The sequence below is a fragment of the Streptoverticillium olivoreticuli subsp. olivoreticuli genome (assembly GCF_003391135.1).
GTDB classification, from domain to species: Bacteria; Actinomycetota; Actinomycetes; order Streptomycetales; family Streptomycetaceae; genus Streptomyces; species Streptomyces blastmyceticus.
In genome coordinates this window covers 1,415,084-1,432,958 of the sequence record NZ_CP031455.1, presented here as the reverse complement: position 1 = coordinate 1,432,958, position 17,875 = coordinate 1,415,084, and the positions used below count along the sequence as shown (strand labels likewise).

Sequence of the window (17,875 nt, the reverse complement as noted above, 5' to 3'; positions counted from 1 at the left end):
CCCCGGGTCAGGGCGTGCGGTACCAGGGGCCGTCCGGGTCGTCGTAGGCGTCGGCGTACGAGGAGTTGGCCAGCGGAAGGGCCGCCAGGAACGCCTCGGGCAGGTCGAACGCCTCCACCAGCGTCGCCATGTGCGGCGCCAGGGAAGCGGTGAGGTTGTCCACGGCGTCCGGCAGTTCCCACACCTGATCCGTGGTCAGATGACCCTCCACCAGAAGCGCGCCCGTGTGCTGTCCGACCTGGCCGAGCAGGAAGAGCCGGCACAGGTCGGACAGCAGGGCGCGGGCCGTGGGGTTCGCCACGCGCCCGACGGCCGCGAGGAACGCGTCGGCCGCCCGGAGCGCCGCGTGGACGCCGACGGCCTCCAGGGCCGGGTTGACCGCGGCGTTCCAGCGGCTGAGCGAGTCCGGGTGGGGGCCACGGCGCAGCCGCGTACGGGCCCGTCGGCGCCAGGCGGTCTCCACCGCCGCCAGCAGGTCCCGCAGATGGGCCGGGTTCTCCAGCGAGGGCGCCCCGGTCGCCCGGGGCGCGGCCGCCTGATGGTCGAAGATCATTTCGGCGGCGGCCTTGACCCAGACGGCGAGGTTGTCCCCCTCGGCCGTGATCGCCTCCTCGATGTTCAGCGGGAAGTCCGCGATGCCGTTCACGGGGAACAGCCCCTGGGCGCCGCAGCGTTCACGGCACTCGACGGTGATCGCCCGGGCCTGCCAGGTGACCCACGCCTTCGTGATCGCGACGAGCCGCTCGGCCCGCTCCCGCTCGGACTCCTCGTGCGTCGCCCACCCGTGTAAGGTCTCGCGGTGCAGGAAGGTCATCGCATAAGCCGTGGCGAGCGCCTTCAACAGCGGTGCGTGGTGGCTGCGGTGGGCGGCCAGGGGCACCCGCTCGCCGCCGCGGGGGCCGGATATGTACCGGTGGTGGGCATAGCGCACGGCCACCGCCAGCGCCGCCCGGGTGACGCCCACGGCGCCCGCCGACATGCATAGCTTGCCCTGCGTCACCCGCCCGATCGCGTGCAGGAAGCGCTTGCGCCTGCTCCCCGGCCTGCCGGTGAGCAGGCCCTCGGGCGTCAGGCCCTCGTGCTCACCGGCGAGGAGCGCCTCCCACGGCAGCCGCACCCGGTCGAAGGAGGTCAGGCAGTGGTCGACCGGGCTGCCCGTGCGCTCCGGCAGCGCGCGGATGCGGACACCCGGCAGGGCCCCGTTCCCATCGGTCAGCGGTGTGAGGAAGAGGAACACCCCGTGGTCGTGGCCGTCGACCACGAGCCGGGCCGCGACGACCGCGCTCTTCGGACCGCCGGCGACGCTGGTGTTCGGCATGAACTTCTGCGCGCCGACGGCAGGCGTGTGCAGCACGAACCCGCCCCCGGCCCGGTCGAACGTGGCCGTCGTCCGCAACGCGGCCGCGTCGTTGCCGTGCCCCAACTCCGTGCACAGGAACGTGCCGATGCGCCGCAGCGCCGTGAAGTCACCTGTGTCGCACCGCCCCACGGCCCCGTGGTCCAGGAGGCTGCCCAGGAAGAGGTTGTAATGAATGCCCGCCACGGTGAAAAGGGAGCCGTCGGCGATCGCCGTCCACTCGTGCAGGCCGGCCAGCCGGTACGGATCGGCGGCCAGGGCGAAGGGGTCGTCCACCGTCGCGTCGAGCAGGGTCAGCCGCTCGTACGCCAGGCCCACGCGCTGCGCGGGCGACAGACCCGGACGGTATCGGAAGGCGTCGTCCGCGACGAGACGCCGCCAGGGCTCGTGCACCCGTGCGGCATCGCCCTCGAAGAGAGCCTGGGAAAGGGCGCCCACCATGCTGAGCGGGCCGGTCGGGCATAAGTCGGTAGTGATCACATGGTCACCACTATCAGGAACCAAGATCACCGCGCCTCCCGGCCCTCGCTCATCGGCCCAAAACGGCCATGTGGAGGATGAGTTGAACGAGGACCGGACCGGGGCAAGGGGGTGCGAAACCGGCGCGCTGCGCGGCGGTGTCGAGCCCGGCCGGGGTGTCCGCGTTCATATGGGCCGGAGAAGCGGGCGGCCCCTGTCGTGTGCACACGACAGGGGCCGCCCTTGCGTCAGGGGTCCCGTCGGTCAGGACCCGTTCGTGCCGTTGATCGGGGGCTTCACACCGTCGAGTCCGGCGCGGATCTGCTGGGAGAGCGCACCGGTCGCCGGGTCGTCACCGTCGAGGGAGTAGGCCATGACGCCGCCCAGCTTGATCTTCTTCGCATAGGCGGCCTTGTGGTAGGCGAGAGCCGGGTCGTCGTAGGTCCAGAAGACGCGGTCCGCCTTGCTGTACCGCCAGGCGGAGCTCTCCTCGCCCGTGCTGCTCTTCTCGCGGAACACGGGATAGCTCGTGGCGTCGAGCTTGGCGATCTCGCGGTAGTCGTTGACCCCGGGTTCGTACTTGCCGTCCGCCGGACCGGTCGCCGAGTTGCGCAGACCGTTGTCGTGTTCCGTTCCCACTCCCTTCCAGCCGCGGCTGTAGTACGGGATGCCGAAGGTCAGCTTCGACCGGACGCTCTCTCCCGCCGCCTTGATCCAGGCGTTGACCGCGCTCTCCACGGAGAGTCCCTGCGCCGGGGGGTACAGCGCGGACTGCTGGTCGGTGGTCCTGTCCCACGACCCGTGGAAGTCGTACCCCTGGATGTTGCCGAAGTCGAGACACTTCATCACTTCCGGCGCGTCCCAGCCGGCCTTCATGATCTCCGGATCTGCGGGGAGGAAGGCGGTCAGCAGATACTTCCCGCCTCGCGGCGGGTAGTTCTTCACCAGCTCCGGATCGTCCAGCTGCTTGCGGAACTCCTTGAGCAGCTCCACGAAGTTCGCCTTGTCGTGCTGCGGGTCGTACTTGTTCCCGGAAAGCCCCTTGTCGCATCCGGGCCATTCCCAGTCGATGTCGACCCCGTCGAAGATACCGGCCGCCGCCTTGGCGCCGCCGAACACGTTCTGCTCGGCGAGCTTGTGCGTCTGCCAGTCGCTCACCCAGATCCTCTTGGGCAGATTCCCCTTGATGAAGAGGTCGACGCACGAGGAGACCAGGTCCTCCCGCCCCTTCTTGGTCGCCACGGCGAGCGACCAGTTGCGGCTGTACGTCCAACCGCCCAGCGAGACCAGGACCTTGAGCTTCTTGTGCTTCTCCTTGAGCTGCCTGAGCTGGTTGAAGTTCCCCATGAGGGCCTGCGCGCCCCAGCCCGGGTCGTTCGCCCCGATGGGTTCCTTGCCCGAACCCTTGACGAACGGGGTGAGGTAGTCCGCTCCGGCGTCCCCGGAGTTGATCCCCGCGTCGGCACCCTGCTTCGTGTTGTCGAGGGGCCTGACCTCCTCGAAACAGCGATATCCGGTGTATCCCTCGGGATACGCCTCGGATTTCTTCACGTCGCCCGACGTGATGTTCTCGAACGCGTAGTTGAGGATCGTCAGCCGCTCCGCCGTGCCGTTGTCGTGGATGGTCTTGAGGAACTGCTTCCGGTCGTAGATCGCCCACTGCGGGAAATAGCCGATGAACTCCATGTGGACCTCCTTGAGCGCGCACGCGCGGAGCGCTCTCCTGATGGTGGGTGTGCCGACCGAGCCTGCGGTGGAAATGCCGCCCCGGACCCGGGCACGGCCATATCCCACGCTCCGCCGGAATGGCCGCACGCCGTGCCATTCGGCGGCCACCAGCATGCTGCGCGGCATCGTTTCTCCAGAAGGACGGCATCGCGCCCGAGGTGGGGAAAGGGCTGTTCTCCGCCGCCTGTTCAGCTGTCGTCCCCGGACCCGGTCAACGCATTCGCCCCACGGATACCAGGCCGTCCGGCACTCCCTCTTCTCGCGTCCGGCCGTTCACATCAGGCTCTCCCGCCAGAGTGCTCCGCTCTTCATGGGGGGCTCACATTGGCCGGGCCCGGGGTCACCCACTCGATTCCCGGCGCACGTCCGGGCCGACCGCTCACTCACACACGCCCCGGCCCCCGGTGCAGGTAGACCCACCCCACCGTGAGCGCGCACACCCCGTAGAAGCACAGGAAGGCGACGTACGCGCCGTCCCCCCGCCCCGTCGCGAGGAACGACTGGCGGAAGGCGACGTTGACCAGGACCCCGCCGAGGGCGCCGATCGCGCCCGCGAGCCCGATCAGGGCCGTGGCGCGGCGGTGCGCGGCGGCCCTCGCGGCCGACGCGGCCGCCCCGCCTTCGATCGCGTCCCGCGCCCGCGCGTCGTGGATGGCCGGGATCATGCGGTACGTGGAGCCGTTGCCGACGCCGCTGAGGACGAACAGCGCGACGAAACCGGCGAAGAACCCGGCGAGCCAGTGGCGTTGCGATGCCACCAGGATGAGCGTGGCGCACCCGCCCATGGCCACGAACGTCACCAGCGTGACCCGCGCACCGCCGAAGCGGTCCGCCCAGGCCCCGCCCAGCGGGCGCGACAGCGACCCGAGCAGCGGCCCGATGAACGTCAGGTACGCGACCTTCACCGGAGTGTCGAACTGGTCGTGGAACTGCACCTGGAGGACCTGCCCGAAGGCGAAGCCGAAGCCGATGAACGATCCGAACGTGCCGATGTAGAGCAACGACAGCGCCCACGTGTGGCCGTCGCCCGCGATCTCCCGCAGGACGGGGCGGTCGTCGCGCCCGGCCGGGAGGTTGTCCATGCGCAGCGCCGCGAGGAGGGCGGTGCCCAGGATCAGCGGCAGATAGACCAGCGGCAGCAGCCGGGGGTGGCCCTCGCCCGCCGTGGCCAGCACGAGCAGCCCGACCAACTGCACCGCGGGCACACCGAGGTTGCCGCCCCCTGCGTTGATGCCCAGCACCCGCCCCTTGAGCCGCTGCGGGTAGAAGGCGTTGATGTTGGCCATCGACGAGGCGAAGTTGCCGCCGCCGACCCCGGCCACACAGGCGGTGAGCAGCAGCGTGGTGTAGGAGACGCCCGGTTCGAGGACGGCGATGATCAGCAGGGTCGGGATCAGCAGGAGCAGGGCGCTCGCAAGCGTCCAGTTCCGGCCGCCGAAGCGGGTGACGGCCCAGGCGTACGGCAGGCGCAGCAGCGCCCCGAGAGCCGTGGGGAGGGCGGTGAGCGTGAACTTGCCGGCCGGGTCGATGCCGTACTCCGGCCCGAGGAAGAGCACGAGCACCGACCACATGCTCCACACCGAGAACCCGATGTGTTCCGTGACGACGGACAGCACCAGGTTCCGCCGCGCGACACGGGCGCCGGTGCGCTCCCAGAAGCCGGGGTCCTCCGGGTGCCACTCGGCTTGGGTACGGCCGCGCGGCCGCGCGCCGGCCGACTGCTCCTCGACCGTACGGACCTGCCAGGTGCGCAGCACGGCCGGCGCCCCGTCGACGGTGTCCCCCTCGTCGAGGCAGGCGCCGGTGCGCAGGTCGAAGGTCTGCTTGTACATCGGCGAGGTCACCACGGGCACCCCGTCCCGGCTTCCGGTGATGCCGCGCGAGATGACGTACGCGCCGCTGAACGGGTCGTGGTTGGCGAGGGCGAACAGGGCGCCGGAGTCGTCGCGGAAGAGTGCCACCTGCTCGTCCCCGACCAGGGCGGTGCGCCCCCGGCCCGGGGTGAGCTCGTCGTAGCGGCACACGGCCGTCCAGGTGGTGCCGTCGCCGATCTCCACGATCGGCGCCGGAGCGGTGACGGGCGGCTGCGGTGTGCGGGGGAGCGCGGCGTCGTTCATCGTGCGGATGCCTTCCCTGCGAGTGCGATGTCCGTGGGGGAGGGGAGGACGTGGCCGTCCTCGTCCGGGCGGGCGGGGCGGATCTGGGCGCGTTCGGGTACGAAGCGCACGGCGGGGTCGGGGGTGCCGGGGGCGTTGACGAAGGAGGAGAAGCGGCGCAGGCGTTCGGGGTCGGCGAGGGTCGCGGCCCACTCGTCCTCGTAGCACCGGATGTGACGGGCCATCAGGGAGTCGAGTTCGGCGCAGATGCCCAGGGTGTCGTCGACGATCACGGCGCGCAGGTGGTCGAGACCGCCCTCCAGCCGCTCGATCCAGGGGGCGGTGCGTTCGAGGCGGTCGGCGGTGCGGATGTAGAACATCAGGAAGCGGTCGATCGTCCGGACGAGGGTGGCGCGGTCGACGTCCTCGATCAGCAGGTCGGCGTGGCGGGGCGAGGTGCCGCCGTTGCCTCCCACGTAGAGGTTCCAGCCCGCGGCGGTCGCGATCACCCCGAAGTCCTTGCCGCGGGCCTCGGCGCACTCGCGGGCGCACCCGGACACGGCCGACTTGAGCTTGTGCGGCGCGCGCAGCCCGCGGTAGCGCAGCTCCAGCTCGATGGCGAGCGCGACGGAGTCCTGCACGCCGTACCGGCACCAGGTCCGCCCCACACAGGACTTCACGGTGCGCAGGGCCTTGCCGTAGGCGTGCCCGGACTCGAACCCGGCGTCGACCAGGCGCCGCCAGATGGCGGGCAGCTGGTCGACCGTGGCGCCGAGCATGTCGATCCGCTGTCCTCCGGTGATCTTCGTGTAGAGGCCGAAGTCGCGGGCGATGGCGCCGATGGTGATCAGGCCGTCGGGGGTGATCTCCCCGCCGGGGATGCGCGGCACCACGGAGTAGGAGCCGTTGCGCTGGATGTTGGCGAGGAAGTGGTCGTTGGTGTCCTGGAGGGCGGCCTGTTCGCCGTCCAGGATGTACGGCGTGTCGCCCAGCCCCGCCAGGACGGAGGCCACGACCGGCTTGCAGACCGCGCACCCCCGGCCGCTGCCGTGCTCGGCGACGAGCCGGGCGAAGGTGGTGATGCCCTTGACACGGACGATCTCGTACAGCTCGGCGCGCGAGTGGGCGAAGTGCTCGCACAGGCCGCGCGCGGGAGCGCCGCCCGCCGCGCCGAGCTCCTCGGCGACGATCTCGCCGAGGAGCTTCTCGCAACTCCCGCAGCCCGTACCTGCCTTGGTGCACTTCTTGACCGCGGCCACGGAGCCGCAGCCCCGCTCCCCGACGGCCGACCTGATCGCGGCTTTGCTGACGTGGTGGCAGGAGCAGACGACGGCCTCGTCGGGCAGCGCCGCCGCACCGGCCGCCTGCCGGCCGGGCGCGGCGGGCAGCACCAGCTGCTCCGGTGGTACGGGCAGCGGCTCGCCGCTCCCGGCGAGCGGGCGCAGCGAGGCGTAGGAGTCGGTGTCGCCGATGAGGATGCCGCCGAGCAGGGCGCCGTCCGCGTCGACGACGAGCTTCTTGTAGACCCCGGCCCGGCTGTTCGCGTACAGCACCTCCAGGGCGCCGTCGGCGCGGCCGTGCGCGTCCCCGAAGCTCGCCACGTCCACGCCGAGCAGCTTGAGCTTCGTCGAGGTGTCGCCGCCGGTGAAGCGGGCGTCCTGCCCGTCGAGTTCGCGGGCCGCGGCCTCGGCCATGGCGTAGCCGGGGGCCACCAGGCCGTAGACGCGGCCGTCGGCGGCCAGCGCGCACTCGCCGATCGCCCGGATACGCGGGTCGGCCGTCCGGCAGCGGGTGTCGACGACGATGCCCCCGCGCTCGCCGACGGGCAGGCCGCACTCCCCGGCCAGCCGGTCCCGGGGCCGGACCCCCGCGGCGAAGACGACGAGGTCCACCGACAGCCGGGTGCCGTCCGACAGCGTCATCGCGCGGACCCGCCCGTCCGGACCGGCCTCGATGCCCTGCGCGCCCACACCGGTGTGCACGGACACCCCCAGCGCCTCTACCTTGTGCCGCAGCAACGCACCCCCGCCCGCGTCGATCTGCACGGCCATCAGGCGGGGCGCGAACTCCACCACGTGCGTGACGAGACCCAGGGCCCGCAGCGCCCCCGCGGCCTCCAGCCCCAGCAGCCCGCCCCCGACGACGGCACCCGTCCGGGCCCCCGCCGCGCGGGCCCGGATGGCTGCCACGTCCTCCAGGGTGCGGTAGACGTGGCAGCCCTCGGCGTCGCGTCCGGGCACGGGCGGCACGAAGGGGTACGAGCCGGTGGCCAGCACCAGCTCGTCGTAGCCCACCCGGTGGCCGGATGCGGTGCGCACCGTCCGCTCCCGCCGGTCCACCCCGGTGACGGCATCCCCCAGGCGCAGCTCGATGCCGTGCGCCGCGAGGAAGCCGGGCGGGCACAGCGACAGTTCCTCGGCGGTGGTTCCGGAGAACGCCGAGGTGAGCCGCACCCGGTCGTACGCGGGCCGGGGCTCCTCCGCGAGCACGGTCACCCGCCAGCGCGTCTTCGCCTCTTCCTGCTCGAAGAGGGCTTCCAGGAACCGCTGGCCGACCATGCCGTGGCCCACGAGGACCAGACGGCGGCGGCCGGCGGCGGGGAGCGGGGATGTCACGGGCGGGCTCCTTCGGTCATGACGGGGTCCTGATGAGGTCCAAGGGGTCGGCGGTCAGCGGCTCGTCGCGCCGCCACACACGGATCAGGCCGCCCACGGCGGTGAGATCGCCGACGAGGACGGCGCCCACCAGCCGGTCGCCGCGCAGCACGAGCTTCTTGTACGTGCCGCGGGTGGCGTCGGCGACGCGGAGCACGTCCAAGGAGTCCGCGGCGCCGTCGTCGGGGGCGCCGAAGGCGGCGAGCTGCAAGGGCCCGGCGGTCAGCCGGGTCAGGGGGCGGCTGCCGGGGCAGCGGGCGTCCGGGTCGGCGCCGGACAGCCGGGCCGCCAGCGCGTCCGCCTGGGCCCAGGCCGGGCCGGACCGGCCGTGGACCGTGCCGCGGTGCTCGGCGCAGTCCCCGATCGCGTGGATCCCGGGGGCGGAGGTGGCCAGGCCGTCGTCGACGACGATGCCCTCGCGCACCGCCAGCCCGGCCGCGCGCGCCAGGCGGGTGCGCGGCCGGACCCCGCACGTGAACACCACGAGGCCGGTCGCCAGTGCCGGCCCGCCCTCCAGCTCCACGGCCGTGACCCGGTCCGTGCCGCGCAGGGCGCGCACGTGCGTGGCGGTGCGCACCGCCACGCCCAGCGCCGTGAGCCCCGCGGCCACCATTCCCGCGGCCCCGCCGTCCAATTGACGGTTCATCAGATACGGACCCCGGTGGACGAGCGTGACCGGGAGACCGCGGGCGGCCAGCGCCCGGGCGACCCCCACCCCGAGCACCCCGCCGCCCACCACGACAGCGCCATTCGCCTGCCCCGCGTCCTCGGTCAACCGACGGCAGTCGGCCAGCGTACGAAACGTGTGCACCCCGCCGAGCAGGCCGCCGTCCGGCCCGTACAGCCCCGGCACCGCGGGCAGCACCGGCTCGGCACCCGTCGCCAGCACCAGCACGTCGTAGCCGGCGGCCGAACCGTCCGCGAGGGCGATCGTCCTCGCGGCGGGGTCCACGGCGGTGACCTCGGCGCCCGTACGGACCACGGCGTCCGGCCCGCACGCCAGGCCGATGACGTCACCACCGCCGTAGCGCCCGGCGAGCACCTCGGCCAGCAGGGTGCGGTTGTACGGGCCGTCCGGCTCGGCCCCGTACAGCGTCGGCTCCACGGCGCCCGGAGACGTACGGGCCAGCAACTGCTGCGCGAAACGAGCCCCGGCCATGCCCGCGCCGGCCACCGCGATCCGCCGGGCCGTCATGACGGAGCCTCCTCGGCGGCGCGCTCCACCCGCACCGCGCACACCTTGAACTCCGGCATCCTCGACTCCGGGTCCAGCGCGGGATTGGTCAGCGTGTTGGCCCGGCCGGGACCGGGCCAGTGGAAGGGCATGAAGACCGTGTCGGGCCGGATGGCGTCGGTGATCCTGGCGGGCGCCGTGGCCCGGCCCCGCCTGCTCGTCACCGCCACCAACTGCCCCTCGCCCACCCCGAGCCGGTCCGCGAGCCACGGATGGAGCTCGACGAAGGGGCCGGGCGCGGCCGCGTTCAGCGCCGGGACGCGCCGGGTCTGCGCGCCGCTCTGGTACTGCGAACCCACCCGGCCCGTCGTGAGGTACAGCGGGAAGCGGGCGTCGGTCTCCTCGGCGGGCGGCCGGTGGACGACGCCGGCGAACCGCGCCCGGCCGTCCGGCGTCCCGAACCGGTCGAGGAACAGCCGCGGCGTGCCCGGGTGCGCCGCGTCGGGACACGGCCAGAACACCCCGTCCTCGGCCCCGATCCGGGCGTAGCTGATACCCGCGTAATCCGCGACGCCGCCCGCCGAGGCCCGCCGCAGCTCCTCGAACACCTCCTCCGGCTCGTCGGGGAACCCCCGGCCGACGCCCAGCCGCGCGGCCAGCTCCTTGAGGACGTACAGATCGCTGCGCACCCCCTCGGGAGGCGCGACCGCGGCCCGGCGCAGGATCACCCGCCCCTCCAGGCTGGTCATCGTGCCCGTCTCCTCCGCCCACTGGGCCGACGGCAGCACCACGTCCGCCAGCGCCGCGGTCTCCGACAGCACGACATCGCTGACGACCAGGAGGTCCAACGACCGCAGCCGGTCCGTGACATGAGAGGCGTGCGGGGCGGACACCACCGGATTGGAACCCATGACCAGCAGTGCCCGTACGCCGCCCGCGGTGCCCGCCCGCTCCAGCAGCTCATAACCCGGCACCCCGGGACCGGGCAGGGCGTCGGGGTCCACCCCCCAGACACCGGCCACGTGCGCGCGGGCCCGCGGATCCGTCAAGGAGCGGTAGCCGGGCAGCTGGTCGGACTTCTGGCCGTGCTCACGGCCGCCCTGGCCGTTGCCCTGGCCCGTCAGACAGCCGAAGCCACTGCCGGGGCGGCCCGCCTTGCCCGTCGCCAGACAGAGGTTGATCCAGGCCCGGACGGTGTCGGTGCCCTTGCTGTGCTGCTCCGAGCCCCGGGCGGTGAGCACCATCCCCGTCTCCGCCTCCGCGAACAGGTGCGCCGCCTCCCGCAACCGCGGCACCGGCACCCCCGTGAGCTCCTCGACCCGCTCGGGCCAGTGCGCCATGGCCGCCGCCCGTGCCTCCTCGAAGCCCGTCGTACGGTCCGCGATGAACTCCCGGTCCAGCAGCCCGTCCGCGATGACCAGGTGCAACAGCCCCGACGCCAGCGCCAGATCCGTACCCGGCGCCGGGGCGAGATGGAGGTCGGCGTGCCGGGCCGTGCGCGTACGGCGGGGATCGACGACGATCAGCCGGCCGCCGTTCTCCCGCATCCCGGTGAAGTAGCGCAGTGCGGGCGGCATCGTCTCCGCCGGGTTGCCGCCCGCCAGGATGACGCAGCCCGCCGTGGCGATGTCCTCCAGCGGGAACGGCAGCCCGCGGTCCACACCGAAGGCCGCACGGTTCGCGGCCGCGGCCGACGACATGCAGAACCGGCCGTTGTAGTCGATGTGCGGGGTGCGCAGCACCACCCGCGCGAACTTGCCCAGCAGATACGCCTTCTCGTTGGTCAGCCCGCCCCCGCCGAAGACCCCCACGGCCTCCCGGCCGTGCCGTGCCGCGACGTCGCCCAGCCCGGCCGCCACCCGGTCCAGGGCCCGCTCCCAGGACGCCTCCTCCAGCGTGCCCGTGCGCGGATCCCGCAGGAGCGGAGCCGACAGCCGTGCGGCACCCGCCAGCACGGCTGCCGCGTTCTGCCCCTTGCCGCACAGCGCCCCGCGGTTGACGGGGAAGCCGGGGCGCTCCACGACCTCCACCGCAGGCGCGCCGGGCACGCCCCCGGGAGCCACGGTGCGCAGCCCCATGCCGCACTGCAAGGCGCAGTACGGGCAGTGGGTGTCGGTCGTCGTCATGCAAGGGAGTGTTCCCTTCGCCCGTTACGCCCCCACATCACCGGTGTTGCGGCCACGGTACGAAGCCCTCACCACCGCATGACAGCGCGGTGATGCCCACGGCGCGCGCATGTAACAAGGCGGCCCCGTACGGCTCATCGGCATGACAGCGCCGCAACCCGGCCGAAACACCACGGCGAGAACCTGCCCCCATGGGCACAACCAGCACCGCGACGGGGCCGCTCACGGGCTTCACCATCGGCGTGACCGCGGCGCGCCGCCGCGAGGAACTCACCGCACTGCTGCTCCGACGGGGCGCCCGCGCCGTCGAGGCCCCCACCCTGAGCATCGTGCCCCTGAGCGACGACACCGCCCTGCGCCGCGCCACCGAACGCTGCCTCGCCGCGCCCCTGGACTACGTCGTCGCCACCACGGGCGTCGGCTGGCGCGGCTGGATGAGCGCCGCCGAAGGCTGGGGGCAGGGCGCCGCGCTCGTCCGCGCCTGCCGGGCGGCCACGGTGGTCAGCCGCGGGCCCAAGGCCATCGGGGCCGTCCGGGCCAGCGGTCTCGACGAGGTGTTCTCCCCGCCGACCGAGGCCAATCGCGAGCTGCTCGCCTGGCTGCTCTCCCACGACCTCCGCGGGCGGCGCGTCGCGGTCCAGGAACACGGCGCGCCCCTGGACGGATTCACCGCCGCCCTGCGCGAACGCGGCGCCGACGTCATCGAGGTGCCGGTCTACCGCTGGGGTCCGCCCGAGGACCCGGAGGCCGTGCGCCGCCTCGTGGACGCGGCGGCCCGCCGCGACCTCCACGCCCTGACCTTCACCAGCGCGCCGGCCGCCGTCGCCCTCCTGGAGGCCGCGGCCGCCGCGGGCCGCCGGGAGGAGCTGCTCACGGCGCTCCGCACGGACGTCGCCGCCGTCTGCGTCGGCGAGCTCTGCGCCCACCCGCTGCGCGCGGCCGGAGCCCCGGCCCACTGGCCGGAGCGCGGGCGGCTCGGCGCCCTCGTACGCACCCTCACCGACCTCCTGCAGCAACGCGGACGCCACCACATCACCGGCCCGTCCGGCCTGCTCGTGCTCCAGGGCAACGCCCTGCTCGGCGCCGGGGACCCCCTCTGGCTGCCGCCCCTCCCGGCCGCCGTGCTGCGCGCGCTCGCCGAACGCCCCGGCCACGTCCTCAGCCGCGGCGAACTCCTGCGCCGCGCCTGGCCCGGCGGCCGCGCCGACGAACACGCGGTGGAGATGTCCGTGGCCCGCCTCCGCAAGGCGCTTGGCCCGCATGCTCATCTGGTGCGGACGGTGCCGAAACGGGGATACCGGCTGGCGGGTCGATAATCCGGACATCCCGGGTCCGGAATGAGGGAACAGCTGTGCCCGTGTCCCATGCCGGTCACAGAAGGACGGGACCCTCCGGTTCCGCCTGTACGGCTGTTAGCTTGTGGATCAGGCCCCGCCCGGGGCCCCACGAGGGAGGGACAACACGTGCGCAGAGCAGCGCAGTACGCGGGGGTGGCGCTGGTCGCCACTGTGCTGATATCCGGCTGCGGGAGCAGCGGCGACAACAAGAAGGCCGACGACAAGCCGTCGACGAGCGCCGCGCCCGGCCTGCCGAGCGACGCCCCGGCCGCCAAGGGCGGGCACCTCGACGGTGTCTACGGAGCCCATTCCGCGGACGGTGTGATCGGCATGTCCGTCTACCAGGGCAAGGCCGTCGTCTACGCCAACGGCGGCAAGCGCGCCTGCACCGGCACCATCGACGAGAAGGCCGATCCGGTGAAGATCGCGCTGAAATGCGCGGACGGCAACACCGAGCGCACCGCGGGCACGGTCGAGCGCGCGGACGGCAAGACCCTCGTCGTCTCCTGGGGCGCGGGGAAGGCGGACACCTTCACCAGGACCGGCGACCCGGCCGCGCTCCCGTCACCGAAAAAACTCGGCGGCTGACGAGGCACGGGACCGCGAGCGGGGCCGCTGAGGGCGGACACGCGCACGGAACACCGGTACTCTTCACCGGAATTGGGGGGAGGCGCACGCGACAGGTGCGCCTTCCGGACCCGCTTCCGGGCTCGACGACCGTCGACAAGGAGTGTGTTCGTGTCTCGTACGAGAAAGATCCTCTTCGCAGTATTCGCCCTCTTGCTCGCCACCGCCACCGTGTCCGCGAGCGCCACCGCGGACTCCCGCAAGGCCACCGCCCCGCAGAGGCACATCGCGGGCATCACCGGCACCTGGTACAACCAGCTGGGTTCGACCCTGATCGTCACCGCTACCGAGGACGGCGGGCTCACCGGCACCTACGAATCGGCCGTGGGCAACGCCCAGAACCGCTATGTGCTCACCGGCCGTTACGACACCGCCCCCACCGACGGCAGCGGCACCGCCCTCGGCTGGACGGTCGGCTGGCGCAACGAATACCGCGACGCGCACTCGGCCACGACCTGGAGCGGTCAGTTCTTCGGCGGTGACAAGGCGCGGATCACCACGCAGTGGCTGCTGACCTCCGGCACCACCGAGGCCAATGAGTGGCAGTCCACCCTGGTCGGCCACGACCTGTTCGGCCGCGCCAAGCCCTCGGCCGCCGAGATCGACCGGGCCGGGAAGCTGGGCGGCGGCTCCACCGACCCCTTCGCCCTCGCGCGCAACCGGTCCGGCAGCTGACCGTACGGCCGGCGTCCCGAGCCGTCGTCGGCGGGTGCCGCCCGCCGGCGACGGCTCCTGCGCGCGCGGACGCCTACAGCGGCGGATGCATGGCCACGTACGCGGCGACGCTCTCCTCGGCAGGGCCGTCCGCGACCACCCGGCCCCCGTCGAACACGATCACCCGCTCGAACCCCGCCAGCAGCTCCAGGTCGTGCGAGACCACCACGACCTTCTGCTCAAGCTCCCGCACGAGCTTGCCGACCCTGCGCCTGTTCCGCAGGTCCAGCAGCGTGGTCGGCTCGTCGAACACCACGTACCGCGGGCCCGTCACCAGCACCGCGGCGATCGCCAGCAGCTGCTTCTGACCACCGCTCAGCAGATGCGCCGGATGGTCACGGAACTCGCTCAGCCCGTACTCCGCCAGCACCTCGGTCACCCGCAGGGCGATCTCCGCCTTGCTCAGCCCGTGGCGCTTCAGCCCGAACGCGAGATCCTCGGCGACCGTGGGCATCACGATCTGGATGTCCGGGTCCTGGAAGACGAAGCCGACCCGGCGCCGGACCTCCCTGCCCTTGCGGCCCGTGTCCAGCCCGTCCACGGCGACCCGGCCCTTCGAGGGCACCAGCAGACCGTTCAGCAGCCGCGCGAACGTGCTCTTGCCCGAGCCGTTGGACCCGATGACGCCGATCCGGTCCTCGGTGAGCGTCAGGCCGACGTCCCGCAGCACGTGGCGCTCGCCGAACCACTGGCTCACACCCTCGATCTCGATCACGCGCGCTCGTCCCCCGCGGGGCGCGGCGTCCCGGGCGTGATCATCGGGTAGGCCCTGCGCACGGTGACCGCCGCCAGCGAGCCGATCACCACCTTGAGCAGATCACCGGGGAGGAACACCACCGAGCCCGTGACCGCCTTCTCCATCGACAGGTGCGCGGCGACGGCCATCCACGGGATGCCGATGGCGTAGAGCACGAGCGCCCCGCCGACGAGGTTGCACAGCATGGCGGTCCACTGGTTGTACCGCTTCCACAGCCGCTCGGTCAGCAGACCCGTGACATACGCCCCGACCGGGTAGGCCAGGACGAAACCGCCCGTCGGCCCCAGGATGACGCCCAGACCGCCGCGGCCGCCCGGCAGCACCGGCAGACCGATCACCACGAGCACCACGAACAGCAGGATCGCCAGGCCGCCGCGGCGCGCGCCGATGATCGAGCCCGCCAGGATCACCCCGAGCGTCTGGGACGTGAACGGCGCCGGGACGAGCGGCAGCTCGATCAGCGGGAAGAAGCCCAGCACCACCATGATCGCGGCGAACAGCGCGATCTGCGCCATGTCCTTCGTACGCAACCCCGAACCCCCGGCCCCGAGCGTCCTTCGCTCCAGCCGATCATCATAGAGGGCGGGTGCCCTCGGTCCGCCGGGGGCCGTCGACGCCCCTGGCGTCGAGCGCCTCGCCCAGCCCGTCCGCCAGCCGCAACGTCTTGACCAGCAGCGGAGCCAGGAACGCCGTGCTCCGTTCCACCCCGCGCGCCCGCTGCGCGGCACGCACCTGATCGGCCTGCTCCTTGATCACCGGGATGAACCGGATCGTCATGGCCACCACCAGACCGACCCGTTCCGGCCTGATCCCCAGCGGCTTCAACGGCCGCAGCGCCGTCTCGATCGCCGCGATCATCGCGGTCGTCCTGGTGGTCAGCGTGACCAGATTGGCCAGCATCACCAGCACCACGATGCGCTGCCCCACCAGCACGGCGGTCTCCCAGCCGGAGAACAGCCACTGCAGGGCCAGGATCGAGACGGCGAAGGGCAGCACCGTGAGCAGCTGCCGGCCCGCCGTCCGCCAAGGAATCCGGGCCAGCGCGTAACAGAGCCCGACCCCCACCACGGCCGCACCGAGCACGGTCATCGACGTGACGAAGAACAGGGTCGTGCCCACCGCGAAGAGCACCAGCAGCTTCACCCCGGCGGGCAGGGCGTGGACCGGCGTACGCGCGTCGTGGTGCAGGCTCAGCATGGGGGTGAGTACCTCGTGATCCGGGACAGGAGGGCGGAACGCTCACGCTATCTCCCGTACGTCGGGCGCTCCCTCCAGGACCGCGCTCCGTATCCGCGCACGGTCGACCTTCCCGCTCGGCGTGTGCGGCAGCCCGGCCGTCTCGAAGACGCGCCGCGGACACTTCTGCCGGGACACATGCGCCGCCGCGCGGTCACGTATCCCCGCCAGGTCCAGCCGGGCGCCGTCACGCCACCGGACCACGGCGCACACCACCTCGCCCCAGTGCTCGTCGGGCACACCCACGACAGCCGCCTCGGCGACCTCCTCCAGCCGCAGCAGGGCCGCCTCGACCTCCTCCGGGTACACATTGAGGCCACCGCTGATCAGCATTCCCCCGTCCCGGCCGACGAGATGCAGATAGCCCCGCTCGTCCAGCCGGCCCATGTCGCCGACGCTGAACCACCCGTCCCGGTCCGGGGCCCCGGCATCGGAGCGGGAGAGGTATCCGGTGAAGAGCATGTCGCTGCGCACATACACCCGGCCGACCTCGTTCACCCCTACCTCCGCGCCCGACGGCCCGCGCAGCGACAGCTCGACGCCCGCCACCGGCCTGCCCACCGACTCCCGCGGGCCGTCGCCGTGGCCGTGCAGGAGCGAGACCAGACTGAGCTCCGTCGCCCCGTAGAACTCCACGGTGTCCGCGTGCGGGAACAGCTCCCCGGCCCGCGCGCGGCGGCCGGGCGACCACTTCGCCCCGACCGACAGCAGCGAACGCACCCCGGGGAACGAGCGGCCCGGCCGCCGCCGCGCCGCCGCGAGCAGCGCCTCGACGATCGTGGGCACCACATAGAGCCGGGTGACGGCGTGGCGGTCGAGGAGTTCGAGAGCGAGGTCCGCGTCGAACTCCGGCATCAGGTGCACCGTCGCACCCACGTGCAGACCGTTCACCGCCCCGTACAGGAAGTGCGAGTGCGCCAACGAACCCGGCAGCAGCACCCGGTCGGTGGCGTCGATGCCGAACTCCACGGCGGTGCGGTCGAAGGAGCGCAGCCAGGACCGGTGGGAGCGCACCACGCCCTTGGGGCGGCCGGTGCTCCCCGAGGTGAACGGCACATAGAACGGCGCGCCGTCCGGCACATCGGCGAACGCCGGTACCCCGTCGGCCGCCGCCCTGCCGCCGTGCCGGCCCAGCCAGTCCTCGTAGGCGGACGACTCGACCACGGACCCGGCCCGTACGCACCGGCGGACCGCCTCGGTCGCGGTCCCGCAGAACAGCCGCACCGGCGGCGCGTCCCGCAGCACCGCCGACAGCTCGGCGGGGCTCCAGGCCGGATCGAGCACCATCACCGGTATCCCGGCCAGCGCCGCGCCGTGGAAGATCTCCAGGAACTCCCCGCCGCTCCCCAGCAGCACGGCGATCCGCACCTCCGGTGGCGGCGCCACGCCGAACTCGGCCCGTAGCGCGTGCCCGACGGCGACCGCGCCACGGCGCAGCTCGTCGTACCCCCACCGCCGCTCGGGATCCCCGCAGAGAACGAGGGCGTCCCGGTGGGGCGACGTCACTGCGCGCGAGAGAAATCCGGCGGCGATGGTCACGGTCATCACTCCTGTTCCCGGTCCTGGAAGGACGGCCAGAATGCCACTCGGTCGGCGTCAGGGCAGCAGTG

13 protein-coding genes are annotated in these 17,875 nt (G+C 72.8%); 3 read left to right on the top strand and 10 right to left on the bottom strand.

The window, feature by feature from the left end; translation table 11 throughout:
- Positions 1 to 7: 7 nt before the first annotated feature.
- The 6 genes from DXZ73_RS06225 to DXZ73_RS06200 form a co-directional block, all read right to left on the bottom strand.
- Entirely contained in the window at positions 8 to 1,837 is a 1,830-nt protein-coding gene (locus DXZ73_RS06225) for an acyl-CoA dehydrogenase (protein ID WP_338059111.1), read from the bottom strand.
- A gap of 243 nt (positions 1,838 to 2,080) precedes the next feature.
- Positions 2,081 to 3,670, bottom strand: a complete 1,590-nt coding sequence (locus tag DXZ73_RS06220; RefSeq protein WP_116210009.1) for a glycoside hydrolase family 18 protein — start codon at positions 3,668 to 3,670, stop codon at positions 2,081 to 2,083.
- Positions 3,671 to 3,927: 257 nt separating this feature from the next.
- Positions 3,928 to 5,661, bottom strand: a complete 1,734-nt coding sequence (gene nirD, locus DXZ73_RS06215; RefSeq protein ID WP_116210008.1) for a nitrite reductase small subunit NirD — start codon at positions 5,659 to 5,661, stop codon at positions 3,928 to 3,930.
- A complete protein-coding gene (gene nirB, locus DXZ73_RS06210) occupies positions 5,658 to 8,255 on the bottom strand; it encodes a nitrite reductase large subunit NirB (protein ID WP_116210007.1) in 2,598 nt (865 codons plus the stop codon). Before nirB ends, nirD begins: the two co-directional genes overlap by 4 nt.
- A 16-nt stretch (positions 8,256 to 8,271) precedes the next feature.
- Entirely contained in the window at positions 8,272 to 9,489 is a 1,218-nt protein-coding gene (locus DXZ73_RS06205; RefSeq protein WP_116210006.1) for an NAD(P)/FAD-dependent oxidoreductase, read from the bottom strand.
- Complete coding sequence (locus tag DXZ73_RS06200; protein WP_116210005.1) at positions 9,486 to 11,594, bottom strand: molybdopterin oxidoreductase family protein; 2,109 nt, start codon at positions 11,592 to 11,594, stop codon at positions 9,486 to 9,488. The genes DXZ73_RS06205 and DXZ73_RS06200 overlap by 4 nt, the downstream gene beginning before the upstream one ends.
- Before the next feature lie 191 nt (positions 11,595 to 11,785).
- On the opposite strand from DXZ73_RS06200, the gene DXZ73_RS06195 reads away from it, so the two are divergent.
- From DXZ73_RS06195 to DXZ73_RS06185, 3 genes are all read left to right on the top strand, one after another.
- Complete coding sequence (locus DXZ73_RS06195) at positions 11,786 to 12,910, top strand: uroporphyrinogen-III synthase (protein WP_116210004.1); 1,125 nt, start codon at positions 11,786 to 11,788, stop codon at positions 12,908 to 12,910.
- A gap of 147 nt (positions 12,911 to 13,057) precedes the next feature.
- On the top strand, positions 13,058 to 13,519 hold the full coding sequence (locus tag DXZ73_RS06190) for a hypothetical protein (RefSeq protein WP_162890067.1): 462 nt from the start codon (positions 13,058 to 13,060) through the stop codon (positions 13,517 to 13,519).
- 150 nt (positions 13,520 to 13,669) lie between these two features.
- Positions 13,670 to 14,233: a streptavidin gene (locus DXZ73_RS06185; RefSeq protein WP_162890066.1), complete on the top strand. Its 564-nt coding sequence runs from the start codon at positions 13,670 to 13,672 to the stop codon at positions 14,231 to 14,233.
- A 73-nt stretch (positions 14,234 to 14,306) separates the two neighbouring features.
- On the opposite strand, the gene DXZ73_RS06180 is transcribed toward DXZ73_RS06185, so the two are convergent.
- Genes DXZ73_RS06180 through DXZ73_RS06165 form a run of 4 tightly spaced genes read right to left on the bottom strand, consistent with a single transcriptional unit; the run spans position 14,307 to position 17,810 of the window.
- Entirely contained in the window at positions 14,307 to 14,987 is a 681-nt protein-coding gene (locus DXZ73_RS06180; RefSeq protein ID WP_116210001.1) for an energy-coupling factor ABC transporter ATP-binding protein, read from the bottom strand.
- On the bottom strand, positions 14,984 to 15,559 hold the full coding sequence (locus DXZ73_RS06175) for a biotin transporter BioY (protein WP_116210000.1): 576 nt from the start codon (positions 15,557 to 15,559) through the stop codon (positions 14,984 to 14,986). Before DXZ73_RS06175 ends, DXZ73_RS06180 begins: the two co-directional genes overlap by 4 nt.
- Positions 15,560 to 15,602: 43 nt before the next feature.
- A complete protein-coding gene (locus tag DXZ73_RS06170) occupies positions 15,603 to 16,226 on the bottom strand; it encodes an energy-coupling factor transporter transmembrane component T family protein (protein ID WP_116209999.1) in 624 nt (207 codons plus the stop codon).
- 42 nt (positions 16,227 to 16,268) lie between these two features.
- Positions 16,269 to 17,810, bottom strand: coding sequence for an AMP-binding protein (locus tag DXZ73_RS06165; protein WP_116209998.1), 1,542 nt, complete (start codon positions 17,808 to 17,810; stop codon positions 16,269 to 16,271).
- Positions 17,811 to 17,875 lie beyond the last annotated feature (65 nt).

Coding starts and splice junctions, on each gene's coding strand:
- DXZ73_RS06220 (WP_116210009.1), bottom strand. CDS start 3,670: ATGCCGCGCAGCATGCTGGTGGCCGCCGAATGGCACGGCGTGCGGCCA.
- nirD (WP_116210008.1), bottom strand. CDS start 5,661: ATGAACGACGCCGCGCTCCCCCGCACACCGCAGCCGCCCGTCACCGCT.
- DXZ73_RS06205 (WP_116210006.1), bottom strand. CDS start 9,489: ATGACGGCCCGGCGGATCGCGGTGGCCGGCGCGGGCATGGCCGGGGCT.
- DXZ73_RS06200 (WP_116210005.1), bottom strand. CDS start 11,594: ATGACGACGACCGACACCCACTGCCCGTACTGCGCCTTGCAGTGCGGC.
- DXZ73_RS06195 (WP_116210004.1), top strand. CDS start 11,786: ATGGGCACAACCAGCACCGCGACGGGGCCGCTCACGGGCTTCACCATC.
- DXZ73_RS06170 (WP_116209999.1), bottom strand. CDS start 16,226: ATGCTGAGCCTGCACCACGACGCGCGTACGCCGGTCCACGCCCTGCCC.
- DXZ73_RS06165 (WP_116209998.1), bottom strand. CDS start 17,810: ATGACCGTGACCATCGCCGCCGGATTTCTCTCGCGCGCAGTGACGTCG.